The organism is Methylovulum miyakonense HT12 (genome assembly GCF_000384075.1).
Taxonomy (GTDB): domain Bacteria; phylum Pseudomonadota; class Gammaproteobacteria; order Methylococcales; family Methylomonadaceae; genus Methylovulum; species Methylovulum miyakonense.
Genome location: NZ_KB913025.1, coordinates 2136384 through 2158840, shown reverse-complemented (window position 1 = coordinate 2158840; position 22457 = coordinate 2136384). Strand labels below are relative to the sequence as shown.

General features: G+C 53.1%; 14 protein-coding genes. 2 read left to right on the top strand and 12 right to left on the bottom strand.

Annotation, left to right across the window (positions count from 1 at the left end; all coding sequences use genetic code 11):
• Positions 1-87: 87 nt before the first annotated feature.
• From hisC to groES, 11 genes are all read right to left on the bottom strand, one after another.
• Positions 88-1182, bottom strand: a complete 1095-nt coding sequence (gene hisC / locus METMI_RS0111010; protein WP_019866350.1) for a histidinol-phosphate transaminase — start codon at positions 1180-1182, stop codon at positions 88-90.
• Between the two features lie 211 nt (positions 1183-1393).
• Positions 1394-7486: an SdrD B-like domain-containing protein gene (locus tag METMI_RS25460; RefSeq protein ID WP_019866349.1), complete on the bottom strand. Its 6093-nt coding sequence runs from the start codon at positions 7484-7486 to the stop codon at positions 1394-1396.
• Positions 7487-8179: 693 nt separating this feature from the next.
• Entirely contained in the window at positions 8180-9619 is a 1440-nt protein-coding gene (gene tldD / locus METMI_RS0110995) for a metalloprotease TldD (RefSeq protein WP_019866347.1), read from the bottom strand.
• Between the two features lie 229 nt (positions 9620-9848).
• The gene (gene bamC, locus METMI_RS0110990) at positions 9849-10433 is read right to left on the bottom strand and encodes an outer membrane protein assembly factor BamC (protein ID WP_019866346.1); all 585 of its coding nucleotides are present in this window, start codon (positions 10431-10433) and stop codon (positions 9849-9851) included.
• 1 nt (position 10434) lies between these two features.
• Positions 10435-11253 carry a carbon-nitrogen hydrolase family protein gene (locus METMI_RS0110985; protein WP_019866345.1) on the bottom strand — a complete coding sequence of 273 codons (819 nt, stop codon included), beginning with the start codon at positions 11251-11253 and terminating at the stop codon, positions 10435-10437.
• 15 nt (positions 11254-11268) lie between these two features.
• The gene (locus METMI_RS0110980) at positions 11269-15219 is read right to left on the bottom strand and encodes a YhdP family phospholipid transporter (RefSeq protein WP_019866344.1); all 3951 of its coding nucleotides are present in this window, start codon (positions 15217-15219) and stop codon (positions 11269-11271) included.
• Between the two features lie 64 nt (positions 15220-15283).
• A complete protein-coding gene (gene rng, locus METMI_RS0110975; RefSeq protein WP_019866343.1) occupies positions 15284-16738 on the bottom strand; it encodes a ribonuclease G in 1455 nt (484 codons plus the stop codon).
• Positions 16738-17310, bottom strand: a complete 573-nt coding sequence (locus METMI_RS0110970) for a Maf family protein (RefSeq protein ID WP_019866342.1) — start codon at positions 17308-17310, stop codon at positions 16738-16740. Before METMI_RS0110970 ends, rng begins: the two co-directional genes overlap by 1 nt.
• On the bottom strand, positions 17310-17777 hold the full coding sequence (gene rlmH / locus METMI_RS0110965; RefSeq protein ID WP_029151626.1) for a 23S rRNA (pseudouridine(1915)-N(3))-methyltransferase RlmH: 468 nt from the start codon (positions 17775-17777) through the stop codon (positions 17310-17312). Before rlmH ends, METMI_RS0110970 begins: the two co-directional genes overlap by 1 nt.
• 406 nt (positions 17778-18183) lie before the next feature.
• The gene (groL, locus tag METMI_RS0110960; RefSeq protein WP_019866340.1) at positions 18184-19839 is read right to left on the bottom strand and encodes a chaperonin GroEL; all 1656 of its coding nucleotides are present in this window, start codon (positions 19837-19839) and stop codon (positions 18184-18186) included.
• Between the two features lie 52 nt (positions 19840-19891).
• The gene (gene groES, locus METMI_RS0110955) at positions 19892-20179 is read right to left on the bottom strand and encodes a co-chaperone GroES (RefSeq protein ID WP_019866339.1); all 288 of its coding nucleotides are present in this window, start codon (positions 20177-20179) and stop codon (positions 19892-19894) included.
• 140 nt (positions 20180-20319) lie between these two features.
• On the opposite strand from groES, the gene METMI_RS0110950 reads away from it, so the two are divergent.
• On the top strand, positions 20320-21075 hold the full coding sequence (locus METMI_RS0110950; protein ID WP_029151625.1) for a HesA/MoeB/ThiF family protein: 756 nt from the start codon (positions 20320-20322) through the stop codon (positions 21073-21075).
• Between the two features lie 48 nt (positions 21076-21123).
• Here the strand turns inward: METMI_RS0110950 and METMI_RS0110945 are convergent, their stop codons facing one another.
• Positions 21124-21330 carry a hypothetical protein gene (locus METMI_RS0110945; RefSeq protein ID WP_019866337.1) on the bottom strand — a complete coding sequence of 69 codons (207 nt, stop codon included), beginning with the start codon at positions 21328-21330 and terminating at the stop codon, positions 21124-21126.
• Between the two features lie 458 nt (positions 21331-21788).
• Between METMI_RS0110945 and METMI_RS0110930 the strand changes: the two genes are divergently transcribed.
• Positions 21789-22457, top strand: a complete 669-nt coding sequence (locus METMI_RS0110930; protein ID WP_019866335.1) for a Crp/Fnr family transcriptional regulator — start codon at positions 21789-21791, stop codon at positions 22455-22457.

Below are 22457 nucleotides of genomic sequence, written 5' to 3'. Positions count from 1 at the left end.
GTCTAAACGCCTTTTTTATGGCCTGTGCCAACATCCGTAGCGGTCAGGCGGGCAACCGCCCGCCCCTACGAAAATTATACTGACAATTCAACATTGACTGAGTATTAGACTGTTTCCCATCGCCTGCAAAAACGCCGCGTTTTCCTCAGGCGTCCCGACCGTGACCCGCAAACAATCGGCCAACAAACCGCCTTGTGGGTTCAGGTTTTTGATTAAGACGCCTTGCGCTTTCAGCGAAGTAAAAATAGCATCCGCCTGCCCTGGCTTAGTTCTGAACAAAATAAAGTTTGCGGCGCTAGGGTAAGCGACGAGGCCATCCATCGCATTGAGCCCTGCCAAAAGCGCTTCCCGTTCCGCACAGATCCGTTGGGTTTGGGAGTCAAACAAGGCCTTATGGCGCAAGGCAAAATCTGCGGTAAGCTGCGTCAAGCTATTGATGTTATAAGGCAAACGTATTTTATTAAGCTCTCCTATCCACTCCGGCTTGCCCACCAGATACCCCAAACGCAGGCCCGCCAACCCCAACTTGGATACGGTACGCATCACCAATAAGTTGTCATATTCCGCCAGCCTGCCCATAAAACTGGCGTTGGCAAAAGGCGCGTAAGCTTCGTCTATCACCACCAAACCGTTGGCCGTTTTGATGATGCCGTCAATCGCCTCACCACTAAACAAATTGCCGGTCGGGTTATTCGGGTAGGCAATAAAAATCACCGAAGGCTGGTGCCCAGCAATCACCGCGAGCATCGCAGGCAAATCCAGCCCAAAACCCTCCGCCAATAACGGGACGGCATGGTAGCGCAAACCTAAGCTGTCACTTAATTGCTTGTACATGACAAACCCCGGGGCAGGGGCCAACACGCTCGCGGTCGGTGGCAAGGCCATCAGCAGCATCTGGATGATTTCATCGGACCCGTTACCCAGCAACACCTCAAACTGTTCGGGGATAGCCTCCAACTCCCTTAGGGCCCGCACCAATTGGCGCCCTTCCGGGTCAGGGTAGCGGTTTAAGGGACAATCCTTAAGCGTGTCCAACCAACTGGATTGTATATCCAAAGGCCAGCCATAAGGGTTTTCCATCGCATCCAATTTGATCATCCCGGCTGCGTCGGCCACTTTATAAGCGGATAGGGCTAAAACTTCTTTGCGGAAAATTGAGGCAGGTAAATCGCTAGGTATCATGGGCGGATAATTTTTAAGTAAGGTGCAAGTTTGGCATCGCGGCCATTAGATCCATAAACTAGAGCGATAAAAACTTGGCGATTGTAACGTGGGGGTTTTATGAGTGGCATGATAACCGAATCGGTATTGAAACGCACAAAAAAGCCCGGCCTTGCGGCAAGGCCGGGCTTGGTATGCCTTGCACCTTAGTGCAAGGCTTTCTTCCTAGAGCCTAGGCCATCCAAAGGGAATCCGTCCCAGCCAAGCTGCCCAAGTTTGTCACCTGGAAACCGGCGGCGCTGGCATCGTCTGCGGAGACATTGAAATAAACATCGGTCATGTCAGCCGCCGAACCGTCGGCAAGCGTCACGTTGCTGCGCTCCAGGTGCAAATTGCCTTGGCCGTCAATGAAGGGCAGTTCAATGAAGCTGGCCTTCAAACTAACCACACCGGCCTCTGCCAAATTGACCAGCTCCCCCGCATCAGTTTGATGGTTGCCGTTGGCGTCTTGCCAAATCCTCAAATTAGCAAAATCTGCATCATTAAGGTTTACCAAGCCATCGCCATTGCTGTCGAAGCTACCCAGTTTGGCAAAACCATCACCTTTGTTTTGGCCACCAAACAGTTCCGAAATGCTGTCAATCTTGCCATTACCGTTGTTGTCGATGGCCAAAAAACCATCTTGGCTGGACAGCCAGCCAGATTGGATTGCCGTGCCATTGCCGAACCAGTCAAAGCTGCCTGTAGATGCCGAGCGGGCAACGGTGTGGACGCCATCACCATTCAAGTCAATGACAATCGGCGTGATCCCGGCATCACGGGTCATGTCGTTTTGGCCTGACACTAGCGTGAATGCGCTGGTTTTTGTGACATTGGTTGTCGATATGGCGTTTCCGGCAACATCAGAATCGACGCTGTCGTTGCTGCCAGTATCTTTGACCGCCCATTTCCAACCGTTCATATTGTACCAAGCACCATAGTTGTAATGCATGACATTGGTCTTATCGAACTGCAAGACATAAGTGCCAGGATCTAAGTTGGCGAATAAATAATTGCCGGAGCTATTGGTGGTCGTCGTAGCCAGCACATTCGTTCCGGTGGCGTCCATCAGCTTGACAGTAATGTTGCCAATACCTGGCTCGCTAGCATCTTGGATATTGTTATGGTTCATATCGTCCCACACCTTATCGCCTACCGAACACTTGCTATAGTAACCCGCATCCAGCGTGGTGTTGTTCTCGCCCGAACCCAGCGTGACCACTTGGCTCTTAGCGGTGACGGTGTTGGCATCCGAATCGCTGGCATCATTGCCGATGTTGGCCTTAGTGAAAACGCTACCCGTTGGTTTACTGAACAACACTTGGTACTGCATACCAGGGGTCAAACCTGTAAACGAATAGATGCCATTGGTGCCTGTGGTGGTCGTGGCCGTGGTGTCGCCCACCCCATTGATGACACCATCAGCTCCGCCACCAATCAAGGTGACCAACAAGCCTGAAGTTCCGGTTTCACCGCTGTCTTGCTGGCCGTTACCATTCTTGTCCAACCAAATCCGGTCACCCAAACAGGCGGCAGTGTAATAACCCGCATCAAGTGTGGTGTTGTTCTCGCCCGAACTCAGCGTGACCACTTGGCTCTTACCGGTGGCGGTGTTGGCATCGGAATCGCTGGCATCATTGCCGATGTTGGTTTTAGTGAAAATGCTACCAGCTGGCTTGCTGAACAGAACTTGATACTGCGTACTTGCCGCCAATCCCGTAAATGCGTAGATACCATCCGCACCCGTAGTAGTAGTGGCCATGGTGTCGCCCACGCCGTTGATGACCCCGTCGGCTCCGCCGCCAATCAAAGTGACCAACAAGCCTGATGTACCAGTTTCGCCAGCGTCTTGCTGGCCGTTACCGTTTTTGTCCAACCAAATCCGGTCACCCAGGCTGGCGGTGGCCGCTTGCACTATACCGGCATCAAGCGTCACATTGTTCTCGCCTGAACTGAGCGTGACCACTTGGCTCTTGCCAGTGGCAACATCCGCATCGGAATCACTGGCATCATTGCCAATGTTCGCACTTGTGTACGAACTGCCAGTGGGTTTGCTGAACTGCACTTGGTATTCCACACCCGGGGTCAGGGCGGTGAACTGGTAGAAACCGTCCGTGCCAGTTGTCGTCGTGGCGGTGGTGTCGCCGACGCCGTTGATGACGCCATCCGCACCGCCACCGATCAGGGTGACCAGCAGGCCGCTGACGCCCGTGGCGCCGTCATCCTGTTGCCCGTTGGCGTTGGTGTCCAGCCAAATCCGGTCACCTAATGCCGCAGTACGATAAAGGCCGGCATCCAAAGAAAGGTTCACTTCACCATCAGTAATCGTTACAGCGGCAGTCGTCTTTGTGGTGGCGTCAATATCACTATCGCTAGCATCATTCCCGCCCTTATCTTTTGACGTGACCAAATAGCTGCTTGGCGTTACCACGGTTACGCTATAAACACCCGCCACCACATCAAAAAGATAGTTACCATTAACGTCGGTTGTTGTCGTTTTAAGGACATTGCCAAAATTGTCATTCAATTGCACAGTGACGCCGGCAATACCATTTTCCCCGGTGTCTTGTGTGCCATTGGCGTTGGTATCCTCCCAAACCTTGTCACCTAAAACCGCAAAGCTACCCACCGAATAGTGGGCGGCATCGCTATCCGTGACACTTGGCCCTCCAGCAACAACCGAAGTGCCGGTCACCGTGCCAATATTACTAATTTCACCCGTCGTTCCCGCCACTGTTTCAGTCGCGGTATAAATCCAGGTTTCATTCAGATCAAGCAAACCATCGTGGTCAACATCCCCCCCCACAAAAGTCACGTTTGCAAGACGGTCATCAGTAACCACAACATTACCTATCGCACTGTCCCCCGTATTGGTGACAATATAAGTAAAGACAGCCTTATCGCCAGCACCAATGGTAGGCCCGCTTCCAGGCAAATCGGCATCCATATCGGCGCCGTTAATCACGGTCGTGGACGAGGTCGCCAAATCCGTCAGGTCGGCACCCAATTCATTTTGTGTTGCGAATAGGTCCTTGGTTGTCTCGAACGTGCCATTGGCAAAAGCGGCCTGGGTCATTGCAATAACTTGGGCGGCACTATAAGCGTAATCTACGTAAGCATCCGAGGCATTCAGCAATGCCGCTGCCGAGTGGCGTAACAAGGCGCTTTCGCCACCACCGTTCATACCCAACGCTTCAAGCAATGTTGGATTGCTTCCTGAAACATTGACCCCAAAAATCGCTTCATAGCTAGCGTCAGGGCTAAAACCTGTTTCAGGCCACCCTGTCAACGGCGCCGGGCCATAACTGGAATGGTTTTTCCAGAAACCGGGGGTCAAACCTTCTCCGCCACCAGGATTTTCAACAGTAGATTGGCTATGCACCCATTTTTCAATGTCGATCCCTACCTTAAAGAACCCGGCATCAATTGTTTGGTTAAATTCCCCAGATGCTAAAGTGATTTCATCCGATAGAACCCCATCAGAATCAATCGCCGGATTAACGCCTTGTTGACGTGGGCTGGTACCGTTAAAACCGTCTGGTGTAGAAAATGCGACTTGGTATTGTGTGCCTGGCGTCAAACCATCAAATAAATACGATCCGTCCAAACCTGTCGTAGTGGTTGAAACGGTATTGTCGGCCAAAGTACTAAGCAAACCATCAGCCCCGCCGCCAGCCAGTGTGACGGTTACGCCGCCAATACCGGTTTCACTAGCGTCCTGGATACCATCAACATCTTTGTCGTACCAGACATAGTCGCCCAGGCTGGCGGTCTGGTAGAAGCCCGCGTCGGCGGTGGTGTTGTTCTCGCCGGGAGCCAGCTGGTAGCAGCCGGTCAGTCCGGTCACGCCGTCCGCATCGGAATCGAGCGCGTCATTGCCGGCGTTGGCGGTGCTCAGCACGGAGCCATCGGCAGCGATAAATTTGACGAGGTAGTCACCAGGGACTAGGCCGGTGAAGCTGTAGGCGCCATCACTGCCAGTGGTCACGCTCGCCAGGGCGGCGCCAGAGGGGGCATCGTTGACGCAGGCGTAGAGTTCGACGGTGACGCCGGCCTTGCCGGTTTCGCCGCTGTCTTGGACGCCGTTGGCGTTGCTGTCTTCCCAGACATAGTCGCCGATGCTGGCAAGCTTGACCACGCCCGCATCCCAGCCCAGGTCGTTCTCGCCGGACACCAGGGTGGTGGTGACGGTCACGCCGGACGCGTTGGCGTCGCTATCGGCGCCGTCGTTGCCGCCTTGGTCCTGTTGGGCAAAGGTGTAGCCGTCGGGCTTGATGAACTTGACGCTGTAGTCGCCAGGGACGAGGTTGCTGAACAGGTAGTAACCCGCATTGCCGCCGCCGTCGTTGGCGGTCACGGTGCTGCCGACCAAGGCGCCCGCGCCGTTGTACAGCTCGACGGTGACGCCGTTCAGGCCGCTTGCCGCGCCGTCGTCTTGCAGGCCGTTGTGGTCGCCGTCCACCCAGACGTAGTCGCCCAGGCTGGCAGTGCTGTAGAAACCCGCGTCGGCGCTGGTCTCGTTTTCGCCAGGGCTGAGCTGGTAGCAGCCGGTCAGTCCGGTCACGCCGTCCGCATCGGAATCGAGCGCGTCATTGCCGGCGTTGGCGGTGCTGAGCACGGAGCCGTCGGCGGCAATGAATTTGACGAGGTAGTCTCCAGGGACGAGGCTGGTGAAGCTGTAGGCGCCATCACTGCCAGTGGTCACGCTCGCCAGGGCGGCACCGGATGGAGCATCGTTGACGCAGGCGTAGAGTTCGACGGTGACGCCGGCCTTGCCGGTTTCGCCGCTGTCTTGCACGCCGTTGGCGTTGCTGTCTTCCCAGACATAGTCGCCGATGCTGGCAAGCTTGACCACGCCCGCATCCCAGCCCAAGTCGTTCTCGCCGGACACCAGGGTGGTGGTGACGGTCACGCCGGACGCGTTGGCGTCACTGTCGGCGCCGTCGTTGCCGCCTTGGTCCTGTTGGGCGAAGGTGTAGCCGTCAGGCTTGATGAACTTGACGCTGTAGTCGCCAGGGACGAGGCCGGTGAACAGGTAGTAACCTGCATTGCCGCCGCCGTCGTTGGCGGTCACGGTGTTGCCGACCAAGGCGCCCGCGCCGTTGTACAGCTCGACGGTGACGCCGTTCAGGCCGCTTGCCGCGCCGTCGTCTTGCAGGCCGTTGTGGTCGCCGTCCACCCAGACGTAGTCGCCCAAGCTGGCAGTGCTGTAGAAGCCCGCGTCCAGGGTGGCGTTATTCTCGCCGGAGCCGAGCGTGACGACCTGGCTTTTGCCGGATGCGTCCGCGTCGGAGTCGGTCGCGTCGTTGCCGATGTTGGTGCCGGTATACACGGCCCCGGTTGGTTTGCTGAAGTGGACTTGGTACTCCATGCCCGGGGTCAAACCAGTGAACTGGTAGTAACCGTCCGCTCCGGTCGTCGTCGTGGCGGTGGAATCGCCGACGCCGTTGATAACACCGTCCGCGCCGCCACCGACTAAGGTGACCAACAGGCCGCTGACACCGGTGGCGCCGTCATCCTGCTGCCCGTTGGCATTGGTGTCCAGCCAAATCCGGTCACCCAGGCTGGCCAGCCGCACAAGGCCAGCATCCCAGCCCAGGTCGTTCTCGCCGGACACCAGGGTGGTGGTGACGGTCACGCCGGACGCGTTGGCGTCGCTGTCGGCGGCGTCGTTGCCGCCTTGGTCCTGTTGGGCGAAGGTGTAGCCGTCGGGCTTGATAAACTTGACGCTGTAGTCGCCGGGAACGAGGCCGGTGAACAGGTAGTAACCCGCATTGCCGCCGCCGTCGTTGGCGGTCACGGTGCTGCCGACCAAGGCGCCCGCGCCGTTGTACAGCTCGACGGTGACGCCGTTCAGGCCGCTTGCCGCGCCGTCGTCTTGCAGGCCGTTGTGGTCGCCGTCCACCCAGACGTAGTCGCCCAGACTGGCCAGCCGCACAAAGCCTGCGTCCCAACTCAGGTCGTTCTCGCCGGACACCAGGGTGGTGGTGACAGTCCAACCGAAGCTATCGGCATCGCTATCGGTGTTCGTCCCTGTACCTTTTGTAGTAAAGGCGTAACCGCTAGGTAAAATGAACTTAACCCGGTAATCGCCGGGGCTGAGGTTTTGGAACAGGTAGTAGCCAGTGCTGTTGGTGACGGTGCTGGCGACCCAACCCGTGCTGTTATAAAGTTCGACGGTGACGCCGGCGAAGCCGCTGGCGGCGCCATCATTTTGTTGTCCGTCGTTATTATTGTCGAGCCAAACATAGTCGCCTAAAGAGGCCGGTTGAGGTATGACAGCCATGATTATTCCTTTCTTCTTGGGTTTGGAAGCATTAAGTTTATTGTTGTTTTTTTCGAAAAAATGAAATTTGCCAGAACATCAAGAAAGAATATTTGTGATGCACATCACAAAAAACTTTTTTGGCATTTTACACACAAACAAAAACGACACAACAAATTTTTTCCTAACTAAAAAGCCGTCAAAAAACCTGACAATCCATAAAAGAATATAGTTTATTTATTTTAAATCAATAATTTAAATTTAACGCACCGATATTCTCAAACCAGGACATTATCCCTTGAAAATAAGGGCATGGCAGTTGTTGGCCCATTATCCCGTGGATTCCAGGGCATATTTGGTAATATTTGACGCATTAATTGCGCTACCGGCTAAAAAGTTGGCGCCGTCAGATAAACGCCCTGGCTAGGTATTGACAAGGGATTGGTGAAGGGGCGGAGATGTTTTTCCTACCGCTCAAATGGAAGGGATGGGGCATGGGTAAGCAACCGGAGAGGATAAAAGCGTAAGGCAAAAACGGTTGCCCTAAAACGGGGCCAGACTATTGCGGGCAGCCTCCCTGAGGAACAGAAGACCGCAGGATAGGATGGCACAACGAAAAAACGCCAGCCGTTATCACTAACTGGCTGGCGTTTTCAAAGCGTTTTTGGCATTTAGCTGGACTGGGTGCCGATCCAATGCCCAATCAGTGACAAACTAAACGCTAGTCCCGCCTACGGTCAAACCATCAATTTTCAACGTGGGTTGGCCGACCCCAACGGGCACGCTTTGCCCGTCCTTGCCGCAAGTGCCGACGCCGCTGTCCAGTTCCAAATCGTTCCCGACCATAGACACTTTGGTCAAGACATCGGGGCCGTTGCCAATTAAGGTCGCACCGCGCACGGGACGGGTGATTTTGCCGTCTTCGATCAAATACGCTTCGCTGGCGGAAAACACAAACTTGCCGGACGTGATGTCCACTTGCCCGCCTGCGAAATTTTTTGCATACAAGCCTTTTTTCACCGACTTGATGATTTCTTCCGGGTCATGCGAGCCCGGCAGCATGTAGGTGTTGGTCATGCGCGGCATCGGCAGGCTGGCGTAAGATTCGCGGCGCCCGTTGCCCGTAGGTTTTACGCCCATCAGGCGGGCATTGAGCTTGTCTTGCATATAGCCCTTGAGGATGCCGTTTTCAATCAGCACGGTCTGCTCGGTGGGCGTGCCTTCGTCGTCTATGCTCAACGAACCCCGCCGTCCCGCCAACATGCCGTCATCGACCACCGTGCATAGTTCCGAAGCGACCCGCTCGCCGACACGCCCGCTAAAAGCGGATGTGCCTTTGCGGTTGAAATCCCCTTCCAAACCATGGCCTATGGCTTCATGCAACAGGATGCCGGGCCAACCCGGGCCTAAGACCACGGTCATATTGCCCGCCGGGGCTTCGCCCGCTTCCAAGTTGACCAAGGCCAAACGCACGGCTTCGCGCCCATAGCCAACGGCCCGGTCCTGTTCGAGAAAATACGGGTAACCGGCCCGTCCGCCGCCGCCCATGCTGCCTTGTTCACGGCGGCCGTTTTCGACCACAATGACCGTGACGTTCATGCGCACCAAAGGCCGGATGTCCGCCGCCAGAGTGCCATCCTGGTTGGCGACCAGGACGCTTTCATGGACGCCCACTAGGCTGACGATGACTTCTTCAATGCGGCTATCCAATTTGCGGGTCTCGCTTTCAACCCTTTGCAGCAGGGCAATTTTCTCCGGATCGGATAGGGATTTTAAAGGGTTGGCAAATGGATAACGGCGCACCGGATTGGCGGCGAGCTTCAAGTTGACTTGCGCATCCTGGCCTTGTTTGAGGATGGCGTTGACGTTGGTCGCCGCTTCCAGCAACACGGGCAATTCCAGGCGGTCACTGTAGGCGAAGCCGGTTTTTTCGCCCGCCACGGCGCGTACCCCTGCGCCCTGTTCGATGTTATGGCTGCCTTCTTTGATAATCCCGCCTTCCATCACCCACGACTCGGAGTGGGTGGATTGGAAATAAATGTCAGCGGCATCAACAGGCACGCTGAGCAAACGGCTCATGATCTTTTCAATATCACTGTCCTGTAAACCGACAGGGGTCAGGATGGCTTGTTTGGCAAGGTTTAGTAAATTCATAGGTGATCCGCGCCTGATCTTGTGATCAAAATCCGGCGATTAGTGTTAAGGATGTTAAGGGATTCTAGGCCTATCCCCACGCGCCGCGTCCCTGCCATTAATGACCTGAAGGCCATTACGCCCTTTAGCTTGTGTACAAGGGTGGGCCGGGAGCATGGACAAGCATCCAGAAATGCCCGCAGGTTTTAAATGCCCTCCGGGGCACAAGGACTTGCAAGGCCTTATTCTGTTATACCGTCAACAAATCATCACGCAAGGTTTCAAACAATTGGTACAACAACGCTTCCGCGTCATCATCGGCTTCCCGGTCAATGTTGTTGGATTCCAGCGAGCTGCTTTGTTCGGAAGCACTGGCTTTTTTAATGCTGACACGGGTCTCTTGGCCGTTTGGTTCAACCGTCAGCACATAAATGACTTGTTTTTCTTCTTTCGAGAGGAGCGAATTGACCACGCCAAACAAAGATTTGGGGTTGTAGGAGACAAAATACAAACCCTTATCTTTCTCCTCATCGGTGATTTTGATTTCGCTTTGGGTCAAGGCCAGTTTCAGTGTGTTCCAGGCCTCACCAAAAGTTTGTTTAATGTTAATCGCAGGCGGCTTTGAAGCCGTCAAATAAACATCATCTTCCAAACCTTTTTTATGTTTTTTCTTCGTGATGACGCTGTCATCTTCCAAAATGGCCGCATCGGTAGGCGACGCATGCGTCACCAATACGGGCGGACGTTCCAGCATTTCCGTATTCCGGTAACGGGGGTCGTCACCGCCACAAGCGGTCAAAGCTAAGGCCAGTAAAAAACTTCTAACAATTTTCATATCACTCACAGTTAAAACGCCGATGATTCAAAACGGGGAATGCGCCGCGCACTTGATCGAGGCGGTTAGGGTCGATCCCGGCAATGGCAAAACCCTGGCCTTGTTCAACGCAAGCCAACACTTGGCCCCACGGGTCGATAACCATGCTATGCCCGAAGGTCTTACGCCCGTTGCCATGGACGCCGCCTTGATTGGGCGCGATGACATAACACAAGTTCTCGATAGCCCTCGCCCTCAGCAAGACTTCCCAATGCGCCGCCCCCGTTTCAGCGGTGAACGCCGCCGGAAACACCAAAATATCCACACCTTGTTGGCTCATGGTGCGGAAAAACTCCGGGAAGCGCAAATCATAACAAACCGCCAAGCCGATGCGGCCAAATGGGGTGTCGACAATCACCCGCCCCTGCCCTGCTTCAATGGAAGCGGATTCACGGTAAACCTCGTCTGTCCCGGGCACGCTGACATCAAACAAATGGACTTTGTCATAACGGGCGACCCGCCCGCCGTTATCGTCGTAAACCAGACAGGCCGCCCTGACTTTGTCATCGGCATCGCCCGCAACCGGTATCGTGCCGGCTATGACCCAGACGGACCACTGTTTCGCCACCGCCGCCAGGAAATCCTGGATCGGCCCGGTGCCATCAACCTCTTTAACCTTTAGCTTGTCCAGCTCATGCAGCCCCATCAAGGCAAAATTTTCGGGCAACACCACCAGTTTCGCACCGGCTTTTGCCGCGTCGGCTATCAATTGCCCTGCGGCAAGCAGATTGGTCTCGACATCGGGACTGGAAACCATCTGGATAGCTGCACATAAATTCATACTTGCCCTCTTTGTTTATTGTTTGTTTGGGTTGTTGTTATCGGCTTGCCCTAGCCACGAAAAATCAGTCAATCCGCTCCATATTTTCGGGACGACACCATCATTGTCATGCTGTGGTATCACCTGCACCGACGCCCACTGGCCTTTGAGCTGATACTGTGATCCTAGCAAAAAGCCGTCTTGGTCATCGCCTGTTAAGGTGTGCATGACCAAGCTGGTGAGTTTGTCGACAATTGTACCAGCAATGGGCAGCGCATCGGCACTTTTGGGGATGACATTGGCTTGCTGGTCTAGGGTTTTACTGATGAAATCCGTTGTTCCGGTTATCGTGATCCGGGCGGGGATCGCATCCACCCGTAAGTCGCGGGTCATGGCCTTGCCGTCGCTTAGGGTGAAATGGCCTTTAATGGAATTAAACGCCAAGCCTTCTTCGTAAAGGTCACGGAAATCCAGTTGTAAGCGTTTGACCCATTGTTCCATCGCCAAAATGCCCAGGACGCGTCCAAACCCAGGCTCGATGCTTAAAATCCGCCCTTCGCTAAAACTGAGGTCGACGTCACCCTTCACCCCGGCCATTGAAAATTGATGGGGGGCGCCGCGCCAGTGCCCGGAAAAATCAACGGTGGCGTCGGTGTCGGCCAAGTCGTGGCTAATGTCGAGTTGCGCGAGCGTCCGTCCGGCATTGGGCATTTCCAAATGGCCACGCAATTGGGTCTGCGGCTGTTGGTTTTTAACCGTCCAATCACCTGACAACTGTAATTTCTGCGCCGCCCCGTCCAATTGCATGGTTTTAATGGCCATACCATCCGGCACATGTTCGGTTTCTAAGGTCAGTTTCCCCAAATCCAGCGATTGCCATAAGGTCTTTTCACTGCCCATCACCAACGAAGGGAGCGACTGGGGGAGCAATGGGGTTTCCGGATCATTGCCTTGGCCATGCAGGTGTTTGATGACGGACAAATCCAGTAATGACATATCCAAACGCACCGTGCTCTCCGGGGTGGCCACCATTGGCGCATGCAGTTCGCCGACCGCAAAGACGCTATTGAGATGCCCCAACCACTGCTTGCCGTCCGGTTTCAAGGTCAGGTCAAATGCGCCCAATGGCGTGTGCGCCCAAGAGGCGTGCCCGCTATGGAGATTGATTTCCCTGATGGCGGGCCCGCCGTTTTGTCCCTGCCCTCCCGCTGTCCAACTCAAGGCGTCTTTTAAATCCAATTGCTTACGGTTAATTTCCAGCTTAAGTCCAGGCTGCCGTTGCGCTATGGCTTCCCCCTCCCCAAATAGGATGTGCCCCGACACGATGCGCTGTGTGGCGGTTTCAAATTGCAAAGCCGCTTTCAGCTCATTGCCATAATTGACGGCAATCGGCATGGACAGCTTATCGTTCAAACCAAAAACAACCTTGAAGGCTTGCTGCCCATCGCGGGGTTTGCTCAACAATCCAGGCAAGGCCAATTCGACACCTGCCAAATCCGATTCAATCACCAAATCTGACGGCTTATCATCCAAAGGCAAACGGAAGGTCAAATGGTAATCCAGCCCGCCATCGGCGATGTCTGTATGGGGCAAATTAAATTGCCTTTCAAGATCAACAAGCTTGGCGTGCCCCTCGGCTTGCAAGGTCGTCTGGCCGTCCTTGCTGGCAATTTTAATCTGCACCGGATGCTTTAACGCGACCGCTTTTATCGTATCGCTGTAAATCCCGTGTTCATTAAACTTCAATAGGCCCTGGATGCGGTTCACCGGCAAATCCAGCGCCAAGACTTTTAAGCTGGCCTGGTCCAAGGTCGCTTCGCCATCGACTTCGGGGAGCACGCCATAAGCCAACGGCACCACCAAATCCAAACTGACTTGCGTCGCCCCTTTAGTGCTGATGGCATCGGCGACCATACCGATACGGTCACGTAAGGGGGTGTTTTTTAAGAATTCCAAGGCGTCGGTGATTTCCCCGTCCACTAGCCCTTGCACCAGCAATTTTGGGCTCACGCCTACCGCCGGATTAATCACCGTCACCTTGCTGGCTTTTAGATGGTTGCTGGAGCCTTCATCAGCGGACACGACCATCCGGCCCTGTAAAAACCTCAGCTTACCCTTAATGTCCGTGATCTGCGGCCAACTGGGGGCGTAATCCAATTGCAAATGTTCGACATCCATCAAGGCCTCGAAAAAACCGCCCCCCATAGGCTCGCGCGATTCGGCCGCCAGCGCGTCCGCCTCTGGCGGCAACGCTTGGACAGCCGGTTTTTGTGGTGGTTTTGTCGTTTCACCGGCTTCGAAATCGCGGACATGGCTTGCCAACGGCTGTCCCAATTTGCTGATGTAGACCAACTGGCCATTGTGGATTTGCCCTTGCACAAAAGCCCTGTCCAGCCAAGCAATATCTGCTGGCCTCATCACGCCGACCGGGAAATAATGCTTTAACTGGCTGGCGTCATCACACTCCAGTGCAGTCTGCAAATCCAAAAAGGGCGGCCCGAGATGTTTGGGGACTATGAATTGCACACGGCTGAGGGTTTGCACCCCCAGTAAATCCATCGCCATGCCCTGGCTGAAGAGCTCCCAAGCCGTATCCTGTTGCCGCCATTGCAAATGGCCTTGTAGGCGTTTGATGGGCAATGCCTCACGAAACAATGACGGCAATGTGAGATGGGCATTGTGGGTGGCCAATGCCACCCTGCCGGTTTTATGGGTGCCTTGGATATGCCCGCTGAGATTATCAACGCCAGGGATGCTGGCAACCGGCGCTATGCTAAGGTTGTTGAAATCGCCATTGATGGCGGCGGTACCGTCTTTGATATTGGCCAACAGCGACAGTTTACCCAGTGTCCCTTTTGCGTAACCTGGAATGGGCACAGCCAATTTGCCCTCCGGTGCGAAAAATTGCACCGTGCGCAAAGCGTGTTGGACATCAAGCAACCCGATGTAAGCCGCGATTTTTTGCACCTCATAGTTATTATCCGGCTGTTGGCCGGATAACCTGAACACCCCATCCGCTGGGTGCTTGCCGTCCGTTTTTATAGACAAATGGGTGACATCCAATTGCCAGTCACGGTTGCTTGGGTCTTGCCGCCACGCGAAAGCGGTTTGTATCGAGTCTAATGCGAATTGCCCCTGATCCTGCCGGGACAGCTTTAAGTCGTGCAGGCCCACCTCGCCCATCACCGCCGCCAGCTGTGAATGTTGCAAACGGCTCCAGACCCGAAGGTTCGCATAGCCGGATGCCACCATGAAACCATGTGTTTTTGCCAAGCCGTTAAAGGGTCGGGAAGCAACCTTGATTTGCCTTGCTTCTATAAACGCCTTGCCCGCCACTGCACCCGCTGTAAACGGGTCACCGGTAAAATCAACTGAACCCAGCAACGCTTGGCCGTAATAGTCAGGCAATTTGGCCAAAAAATTAACCCGGTGCTGCTGGCCGTCATTGATGACCGCCAAGTCAACGGCTTGCAGGGTGATGGGGTGTTGTTGGTTGGGATGTTCATTCCAGACCACTTCGCTTTGCAAAATCTCAAACTTACGGCCTTGCCATAACCAGTTGGGTTGCTCCCCGCCCGCCCGCAAACCCACGATGGCGAAGCTGCCATCGTCTTTGCGGTAAACCGAGAATTTCGCCCCGACCAAGGTCAACCAAGCCGATGACAACAGGTCATGGCTGGCCAACATCCCTAGCAAATTTAAACCGATGCGGACTTCCCGCAGCGCTACTGGCGATTCTTTGGAGGGCGCTTGCGGGCGCACCGCAATATCGGCCAACACCAGCTCAGGGTTGAAGCCGCGCATTTTAGCCCTCAGCTGGCCGATACTGACCGGTGAGCCGACCAGTTCACTGATGTGCTCCGCCAAATAGGCTTTGTAGCTGTCTATCCCGGACAAGACCAGACGCAAGCCCGTCAGGCCCACCGCAACAGTGAGCAACGTCCAAAAAACAAGATGCCGCGATACCCGCGTAATGTGGTGGATCATTTCAAAAGGCGCTTAACCTGTGAGGCGTTTTTGTCCACAGTGCCGATAGCCGCACATCCAAAATTTACAGCAACACGACATCGTATTGCTCCTGATTATATTGCGACTCCGCCCGAAACTTGATTTGCACGCCCAGGAACGTTTCCAGCTCGGCAAGCATATTGGCCTCTTCATCCAGCAACATTTCCACAACGGCGTTTGAAGCCAACACCAGCAAGGTCTGCACTTTGTATTGCCTGACTTCACGGATAATTTCACGGAAAATTTCCAGGCACATGGATTCCGGTGTTTTTAGCACCCCGCGCCCGCCACAAGCGCTGCAAGGTTCGCAAAGGATATGCTCAAGGCTTTCGCGGGTGCGTTTGCGGGTCATTTCCACCAACCCCAGCACCGACACTTCGGTGATTTTGGTTTTGGCACGGTCTTTTTCCAGATGCCGCTCCAAAGCCTGCAGCACTTGCTTTTTATGCTCTTCGCTTTTCATGTCGATAAAATCAATGATGATGATACCGCCCAGATTGCGCAGGCGCAGTTGCCGCGCGATGGCTTGCGCCGCTTCCAAATTGGTTTTGAAAATGGTCTCTTCCAGGTTGCGACCGCCGACATAGCCCCCGGTATTGACATCGACCGTGGTCATCGCTTCGGTTTGGTCAAACACCAGATGCCCGCCGGATTTTAGTTTGACCTTGCGTTCCAAAGCTTTTTTGATTTCGTCTTCGACGCTGTAAATGTCAAATACCGGGCATTCCCCGCTGTAATGCTCCAATACGGGGACGATTTCAGGGACAAAAATCTGGGCAAAATCAACCATGAGATGGAAGGTTTCGCGCGAATCCACCCGCACCCGGTCTATACCTTCCTTATATAAATCACGCAAGGTGCGGACACTGAGCGGCAGGTCTTTATGGATAAACTCCTTGGGCTTGGCGGTGCTGATCTTGGCGGAAATGGATTCCCACAATTTCAGCAGGAACATCATATCGGCAACCAGGACGGGTTCTTCGGCACACTCGGCGGCCGTCCGGGCGATAAAGCCGCCGCAATTGTGCTCTTTCCTGAAACCATCAAGGCAAGCCCTTAAACGCACCCGCTCGGATTCGCACTCGATACGTTGGGACACCCCCGAATTTTGCGAATAAGGCATGTACACCTGGTAACGCGAAGGGATGGCTATTTCCGTCGTCAAGCGTGCGCCCTTGGTGCCAAGCGGGTCTTTCACCACCTGGACGACAATAGGCTGGCCTTCATGCAGATAATGTTCGATATTTTCCGAACCTTTTTTTTCCAGTTCTTTGCTGCATAAATCCGACAGATGCAGGAACGCCGCCCGGTCCAGGCCAATATCGACAAACGCGGCTTGCATGCCCGGTAAAACCCGGCAGACTTCGCCTTTATAAATGTTGCCGACCAAGCCGCGTTCACGGCTGCGTTCAATGATCAGTTCCTGCAACACGCCATTCTCTATCACCGCCACCCGGGTTTCCGGCGGCGTCACATTGATTAAAATCTCTTCACTCATTAGAAAATTGTTATACCTTGTTGGGCTAAAAGTTGGGCGGTTTCAAACAACGGCAAACCGACGACACCGGAAAAGCTGCCTTTGATGGACTCGACAAAAACGCCGCCCCGGCCTTGTATGGCATAGGCCCCGGCTTTGTCTTGAGGTTCCCCGCTTTCCCAGTAAGCCACTATTTCTGCGTCCGTCAAACAGCGGAACGTCACGTCGGTGATGCTCACCGCCTCGCCATGTTGCCGCCCCCGCAAAGACACCGACGTGAAAACCTGATGGCGGTTGCCGGACAATAACCGCAACATCGCCAACGCGTCTTCCTTATCTTTAGGCTTGCCCATAATCACATCCCGCAACACCACCGTGGTGTCGGCGGCCAAGACCGGAAACGCCGCACCGTACCGGGCCATACCGGCCGCAGATTTTTCCGCGGCCATACGCCGGACATACGCCAACGGGGCTTCATTGGGCAAAGGGGTTTCGTCTATATCAACAGGGCAAACTTGGTAATTGACGCTAATTTGGTCTAAGAGTTCGCGGCGGCGCGGGGAAGCGGAGGCTAAAATAAGCTGTATCGTCATTAGCGATGGTAAGGATGGTTGTTTAGCAGGCTCCAGGCGCGATAAAGCTGTTCGGCAACGATAATGCGCACCAAAGGATGCGGAAACGTCAGTTTTGACAGGCTCCAGGATTCATGCGCCTTTTGCTTGGCTGCTTCGGCCAGGCCTTCCGGCCCGCCCACCAGCAAGGCCACCGACTGGCCGCCAGCCAGCCAGCGGTTCATGGCGTCAGCCAGTTCAGGTGTCGTCCACGGCTTACCAGGAATGTCCAAGGTGACAACATGCGCACCGGATGGGATCGCGGCAACCATGCGTTCGCCTTCGTCACGGACTATCCGCGCCACATCGCTGTTTTTGGTGCGCTTGCCAGGGGCGACCTCCTTCAACACCAGTTCGCATTCGCGCGGCAAGCGTTTGGCATATTCATCGTAGCCCGCCAGCACCCAGCTTGGCATACGGTTTCCGACAGAAATTAGATTTATTTGCATGGGTGTGCAGGATACAGGCTAGCCATGGTGGATGCAATGCGGGGGGCTAAACGTTAGGGTAATTTTGTGATGATAGCCTTTCGTTCGTCCCCAAGCCGGAGATTGGGGACGAACACAAAATAGCACGCCCCTTTGGTGTTGGCGCAGCGGTAGCTGGGCATGATTTAAGCTGTTTGTGGTTTTGGAAGGTAGGGTGGGCAATGCTTTTCTGCCCACCATTCGCCGCCTAATCGGTGGGCAGAAAAGCATTGCCCACCCGGCTACACGGCTTTATCAATCATTTTAAAATTAGACATTTTTACCTCAATTCCAAATTTCCAATAAAAAAGCCCCGATTGTAAAAACAACCGGGGCTTTCCATTTTTAAAGCAAAGCGCTTAAAGCCAAAGGCTTCAAGACAACATGATTACATCATGCCGCCCATACCACCCATTCCGCCCATGCCACCCATATCGTGACCGCCACCTAAACCGCCTTTGTCTTCGCTAGGGGCATCAGCGATCATGACTTCGGTGGTCAGCATCAGGCCAGCGACAGAGGCTGCGTTTTGCAGTGCGGTGCGGGTCACTTTCGCAGGGTCTAAGATACCCATTTCGATCATGTCGCCGTAGATGCCAGTGGCGGCGTTGTAGCCGAAGCTGCCAGTGCCTTTTTTGACTTCGTTGAAGACCACGGATGGCTCGTCGCCAGCGTTAGAAACGATTTGACGCAGTGGCTCTTCCATCGCGCGGCGCAGGATGTTGATGCCGACGGTTTGGTCGTGGTTTGCACCTTCCAAACCTTCCAAAGCCGACAAAGCGCGGACCAGGGCGGTACCGCCGCCAGCAACGACGCCTTCCTCAACCGCAGCGCGGGTTGAATGCAATGCATCTTCAACGCGGGCTTTCTTTTCTTTCATTTCGATTTCAGTAGCCGCACCGACTTTAATCACGGCAACACCGCCGGCCAATTTGGCCAAACGTTCTTGCAGTTTTTCTTTGTCGTAGTCAGAAGTGGCGTCTTCAGCTTGGGCGCGGATTTGTGCAACACGGGCTTTGATTTGTTCTTCTGAACCGGCACCATCAATGATAGTGGTGTTTTCTTTGCTGATTTGGACTTTTTTCGCAGTTCCTAATTGGTCTAATTCGGCTTTTTCCAAGCTCAAACCGACTTCTTCGGAAATGACAGTACCGCCAGTCAATACCGCGATGTCTTCCAACATGGCTTTACGGCGGTCGCCGAAACCTGGGGCTTTTACCGCGCAGACTTTCAGGATGCCGCGCATGGTGTTGACCACCAAAGTTGCTAAGGCTTCGCCTTCAACGTCTTCAGCGATAATCAATAAGGGACGGCCTGATTTGGCAACGCCTTCCAATACTGGCAACATTTCGCGGATGTTGGAGATTTTTTTGTCGTAAATCAGGATCATCGGGTCTTCCAACTCGACGCTCATGTTTTCTTGTTTGTTGATGAAGTAAGGCGACAAATAGCCACGGTCGAATTGCATCCCTTCAACGACGTCTAAGGAGTTGTCCAGACCTGAACCTTCTTCAACGGTGATGACGCCTTCTTTACCGACTTTTTCCATTGCTTCAGCAATGATTTCGCCAACAGATGAATCTGAGTTGGCAGAAATAGTGCCCACTTGGGCAATGGCTTTGTTGTCAGCGCAAGGAATGGCCGAAGCAACAACCGCTTCAACCACTTTGGTCACGGCTAAATCAATACCGCGTTTCAAGTCCATTGGGTTCATGCCAGCGGCAACGGCTTTCAGGCCTTCGTTGACGATGGATTGAGCCAATACGGTGGCGGTGGTGGTACCGTCGCCAGCCACGTCAGAAGTTTTTGAAGAAACTTCTTTGACCATTTGTGCGCCCATGTTTTCGAATTTGTCTTTCAATTCGATTTCTTTTGCAACCGATACACCATCTTTGGTGATGGTGGGTGCGCCGAAGCTTTTGTCTAAAATTGCGTTACGGCCTTTAGGGCCTAAAGTCACTTTAACTGCGTTTGCCAGGATGTTTACACCACGCGCCATACGGACACGAGCGTCATCACCAAATAATACGTCTTTTGCTGCCATTTTTTTATCCTAAATTCGTTTGTGTGTGATTGGTTTCTAAAAGGGGAAGGGATTAACCCAAGATGCCCATGATGTCTTCTTCACGCATCACGATGACTTCTTCACCGTCAACTTTCACTTCGTTGCCTGCGTATTTGCCGAACAATACTTTGTCGCCGACTTTTACTTCCAATGCGCGGAGTGTGCCGTTGTCTAAAGGTTTGCCTGCGCCAACTGCCAAAATTACGCCTTGGCTGGGTTTTTCAGCAGCAGAACCTGGCAATACGATGCCACTAGCGGTTTTGGTTTCTTCTTCAACACGTTTGACAATGACTCTGTCGTGTAACGGACGTATATTCATCTAACTCTCCTAAGATTAAAGACAAGGTTTAAAAAATTTTTGGCACTCGCCAGTAATGAGTGCTAATGATAATGAGCTTTTGCAGTGTGTCAAGTTCTTTGGCATCATCTTCCATCACCCGAACATAATTACCCTGACTTATGAATGACAACCAACTATTACGTTATAGCCGTCAAATCATGCTGCCGAAAATTGAAGTGGATGGGCAACAAAAACTCCTTGCCGCCAAGGTATTAATCGTCGGCGCCGGGGGGTTAGGCTCACCTGCATCAATTTATTTGGCTGCTGCCGGTATCGGCAATATCACTATTTATGACGATGATGTGGTGGATTTATCCAATTTACAAAGACAGATTGCTCATCACACACCTGATATAGGGATGGATAAAGCAATTTCAAGCCAGCAAACCCTGAATAAATTAAACCCTGACGTAAATGTAAACGCGGTCAAGCAACGGTTGGCAGGGGAGCAGCTTGATGTGGAAGTGGAAAAAGCCGATGTGGTCGTGGATTGCAGTGACAATTTCGCTACCCGTTTCGCCATTAACACGGCGTGCGTCAGGCACAAGACACCACTTGTTTCGGGTGCCGCAATCCGGTTTGAAGGCCAAGTGTCCGTATTTACCCCAGGACGTGACAATAGCCCTTGCTATAACTGCTTATACCAAAGCGACGGGGAAGAATTGGTCAATTGTGCGACTAATGGCGTGGTTGCCCCGATTACTGGCATAGTTGGCAGTATTCAGGCATTGGAAGCCATGAAGCTGATCCTGGGCATCGGCGAAACCCTAGTGGGCAAATTATTGCTGATAGATGGTTTGTCGATGGAAATCAATTCGATGAATTTGAAAAAGAACCCGACCTGCCCTAGCTGCGGGGGGATGGGGGTAACTTGAAAAACGGGGGCTTGGCAAATTCAAGCCCCCATCCTGATCATGTCCGTGTTATTTTTTCGATAAACGGGTTTTAAAAAAATGAATGGCCGTCTCCGCCAAATCATTCACAAAAGACGGGCTGTCACCATGCGGCTCGGTTTCACCAAAAGGCTTGCCATTCTTTTGCGTATACTTATAGATAAAGTAGCCTAACGGCGCGAACGCCAACGCGGCAATAACCAACATAAAAAAAAACAACTCACTTACTCCACCCATGATTCCTCCTCATAGTTTAAAATCAATTTCTCTTATTATTTTTAGGTGAATCGAGATAATACACTTATTTTTTAAGCAAAAAAACATCCTATCAGGACATCTTCTATGGGTGGGCGCCATCCCTTAGCTCCAGTGCCTAAATGATGGGCAAACTCAAATTTATTTATCGCAAAATTTCCTGTAGCAGCGGGGCAAATGCGGCCATTTTGTTCGGAAGTGTGACCTTATCCTAGCTGGCAACACGTAATAACCCATCCAAAAAATTAGCCACCGCTTGTTTCCTAATATTTTGGGTTTCGCGGCGGTTCACAGATAGATAGGCCGCTGATGCCTCAAACTTTGTGCCCCCTCCCCAGCAGAGCTGGTGATAAATTATCCATAAATACCATGTTAAAGTTTCATCCTGAGGTTTGAGTGCCTATAATCTACTTATAATTCCAAACTTAGGAGCAATGTCCATGCAGCAAGAAGCATTATTAGGTTTAAAAAAAATCGCATTTCTTTCTTTGCTTCCTGACGATGCCATAGAGTCACTGGCGTTGAAAGCCAAATGTTGCACATTCCCCAAACATACCATCATCATTACTGAAAAAGACGAAACCGATTCGCTCTACATTATAGTTTCTGGAAAAGTGAGGATTTTCACTAGTGATAATACGGGGCGGGAAGTGACTTTGATGACCCAGGATTCGGGATCTTATTTTGGCGAACTGGCTTTATTGGGCAACGAGCCGCGTTCGGCGTCGGTGATAACCTTAGAAAAAACGGTTTGTGGCATTATTTCCAAAACCGATTTTAAAGTCTGGCTGACTGAGCATCCTGATGTGACCCTAAACTTATTGAATGATATGTCAGAGAAAATCAGGCAACTCACCCAATCAGTAAAAAACCTCGCGCTGTCCAATGTCCATGAGCGGACCGTACAGGTCTTGTATAAATTAGCCTGTAAAGATCAAAATGGTAATTTGATCATCTATGACCGCCCCACCCAACTGGAACTCGCCAGCATGATCGGCGCATCCCGTGAAATGATCAATAAAGTCCTGAGGGAGCTAGAAAGGAAAGGCCATGTCGAAATCCATGATAAAACCATGCACCTTAAAATTCCGCCCCCCGTCAGGTTGTAA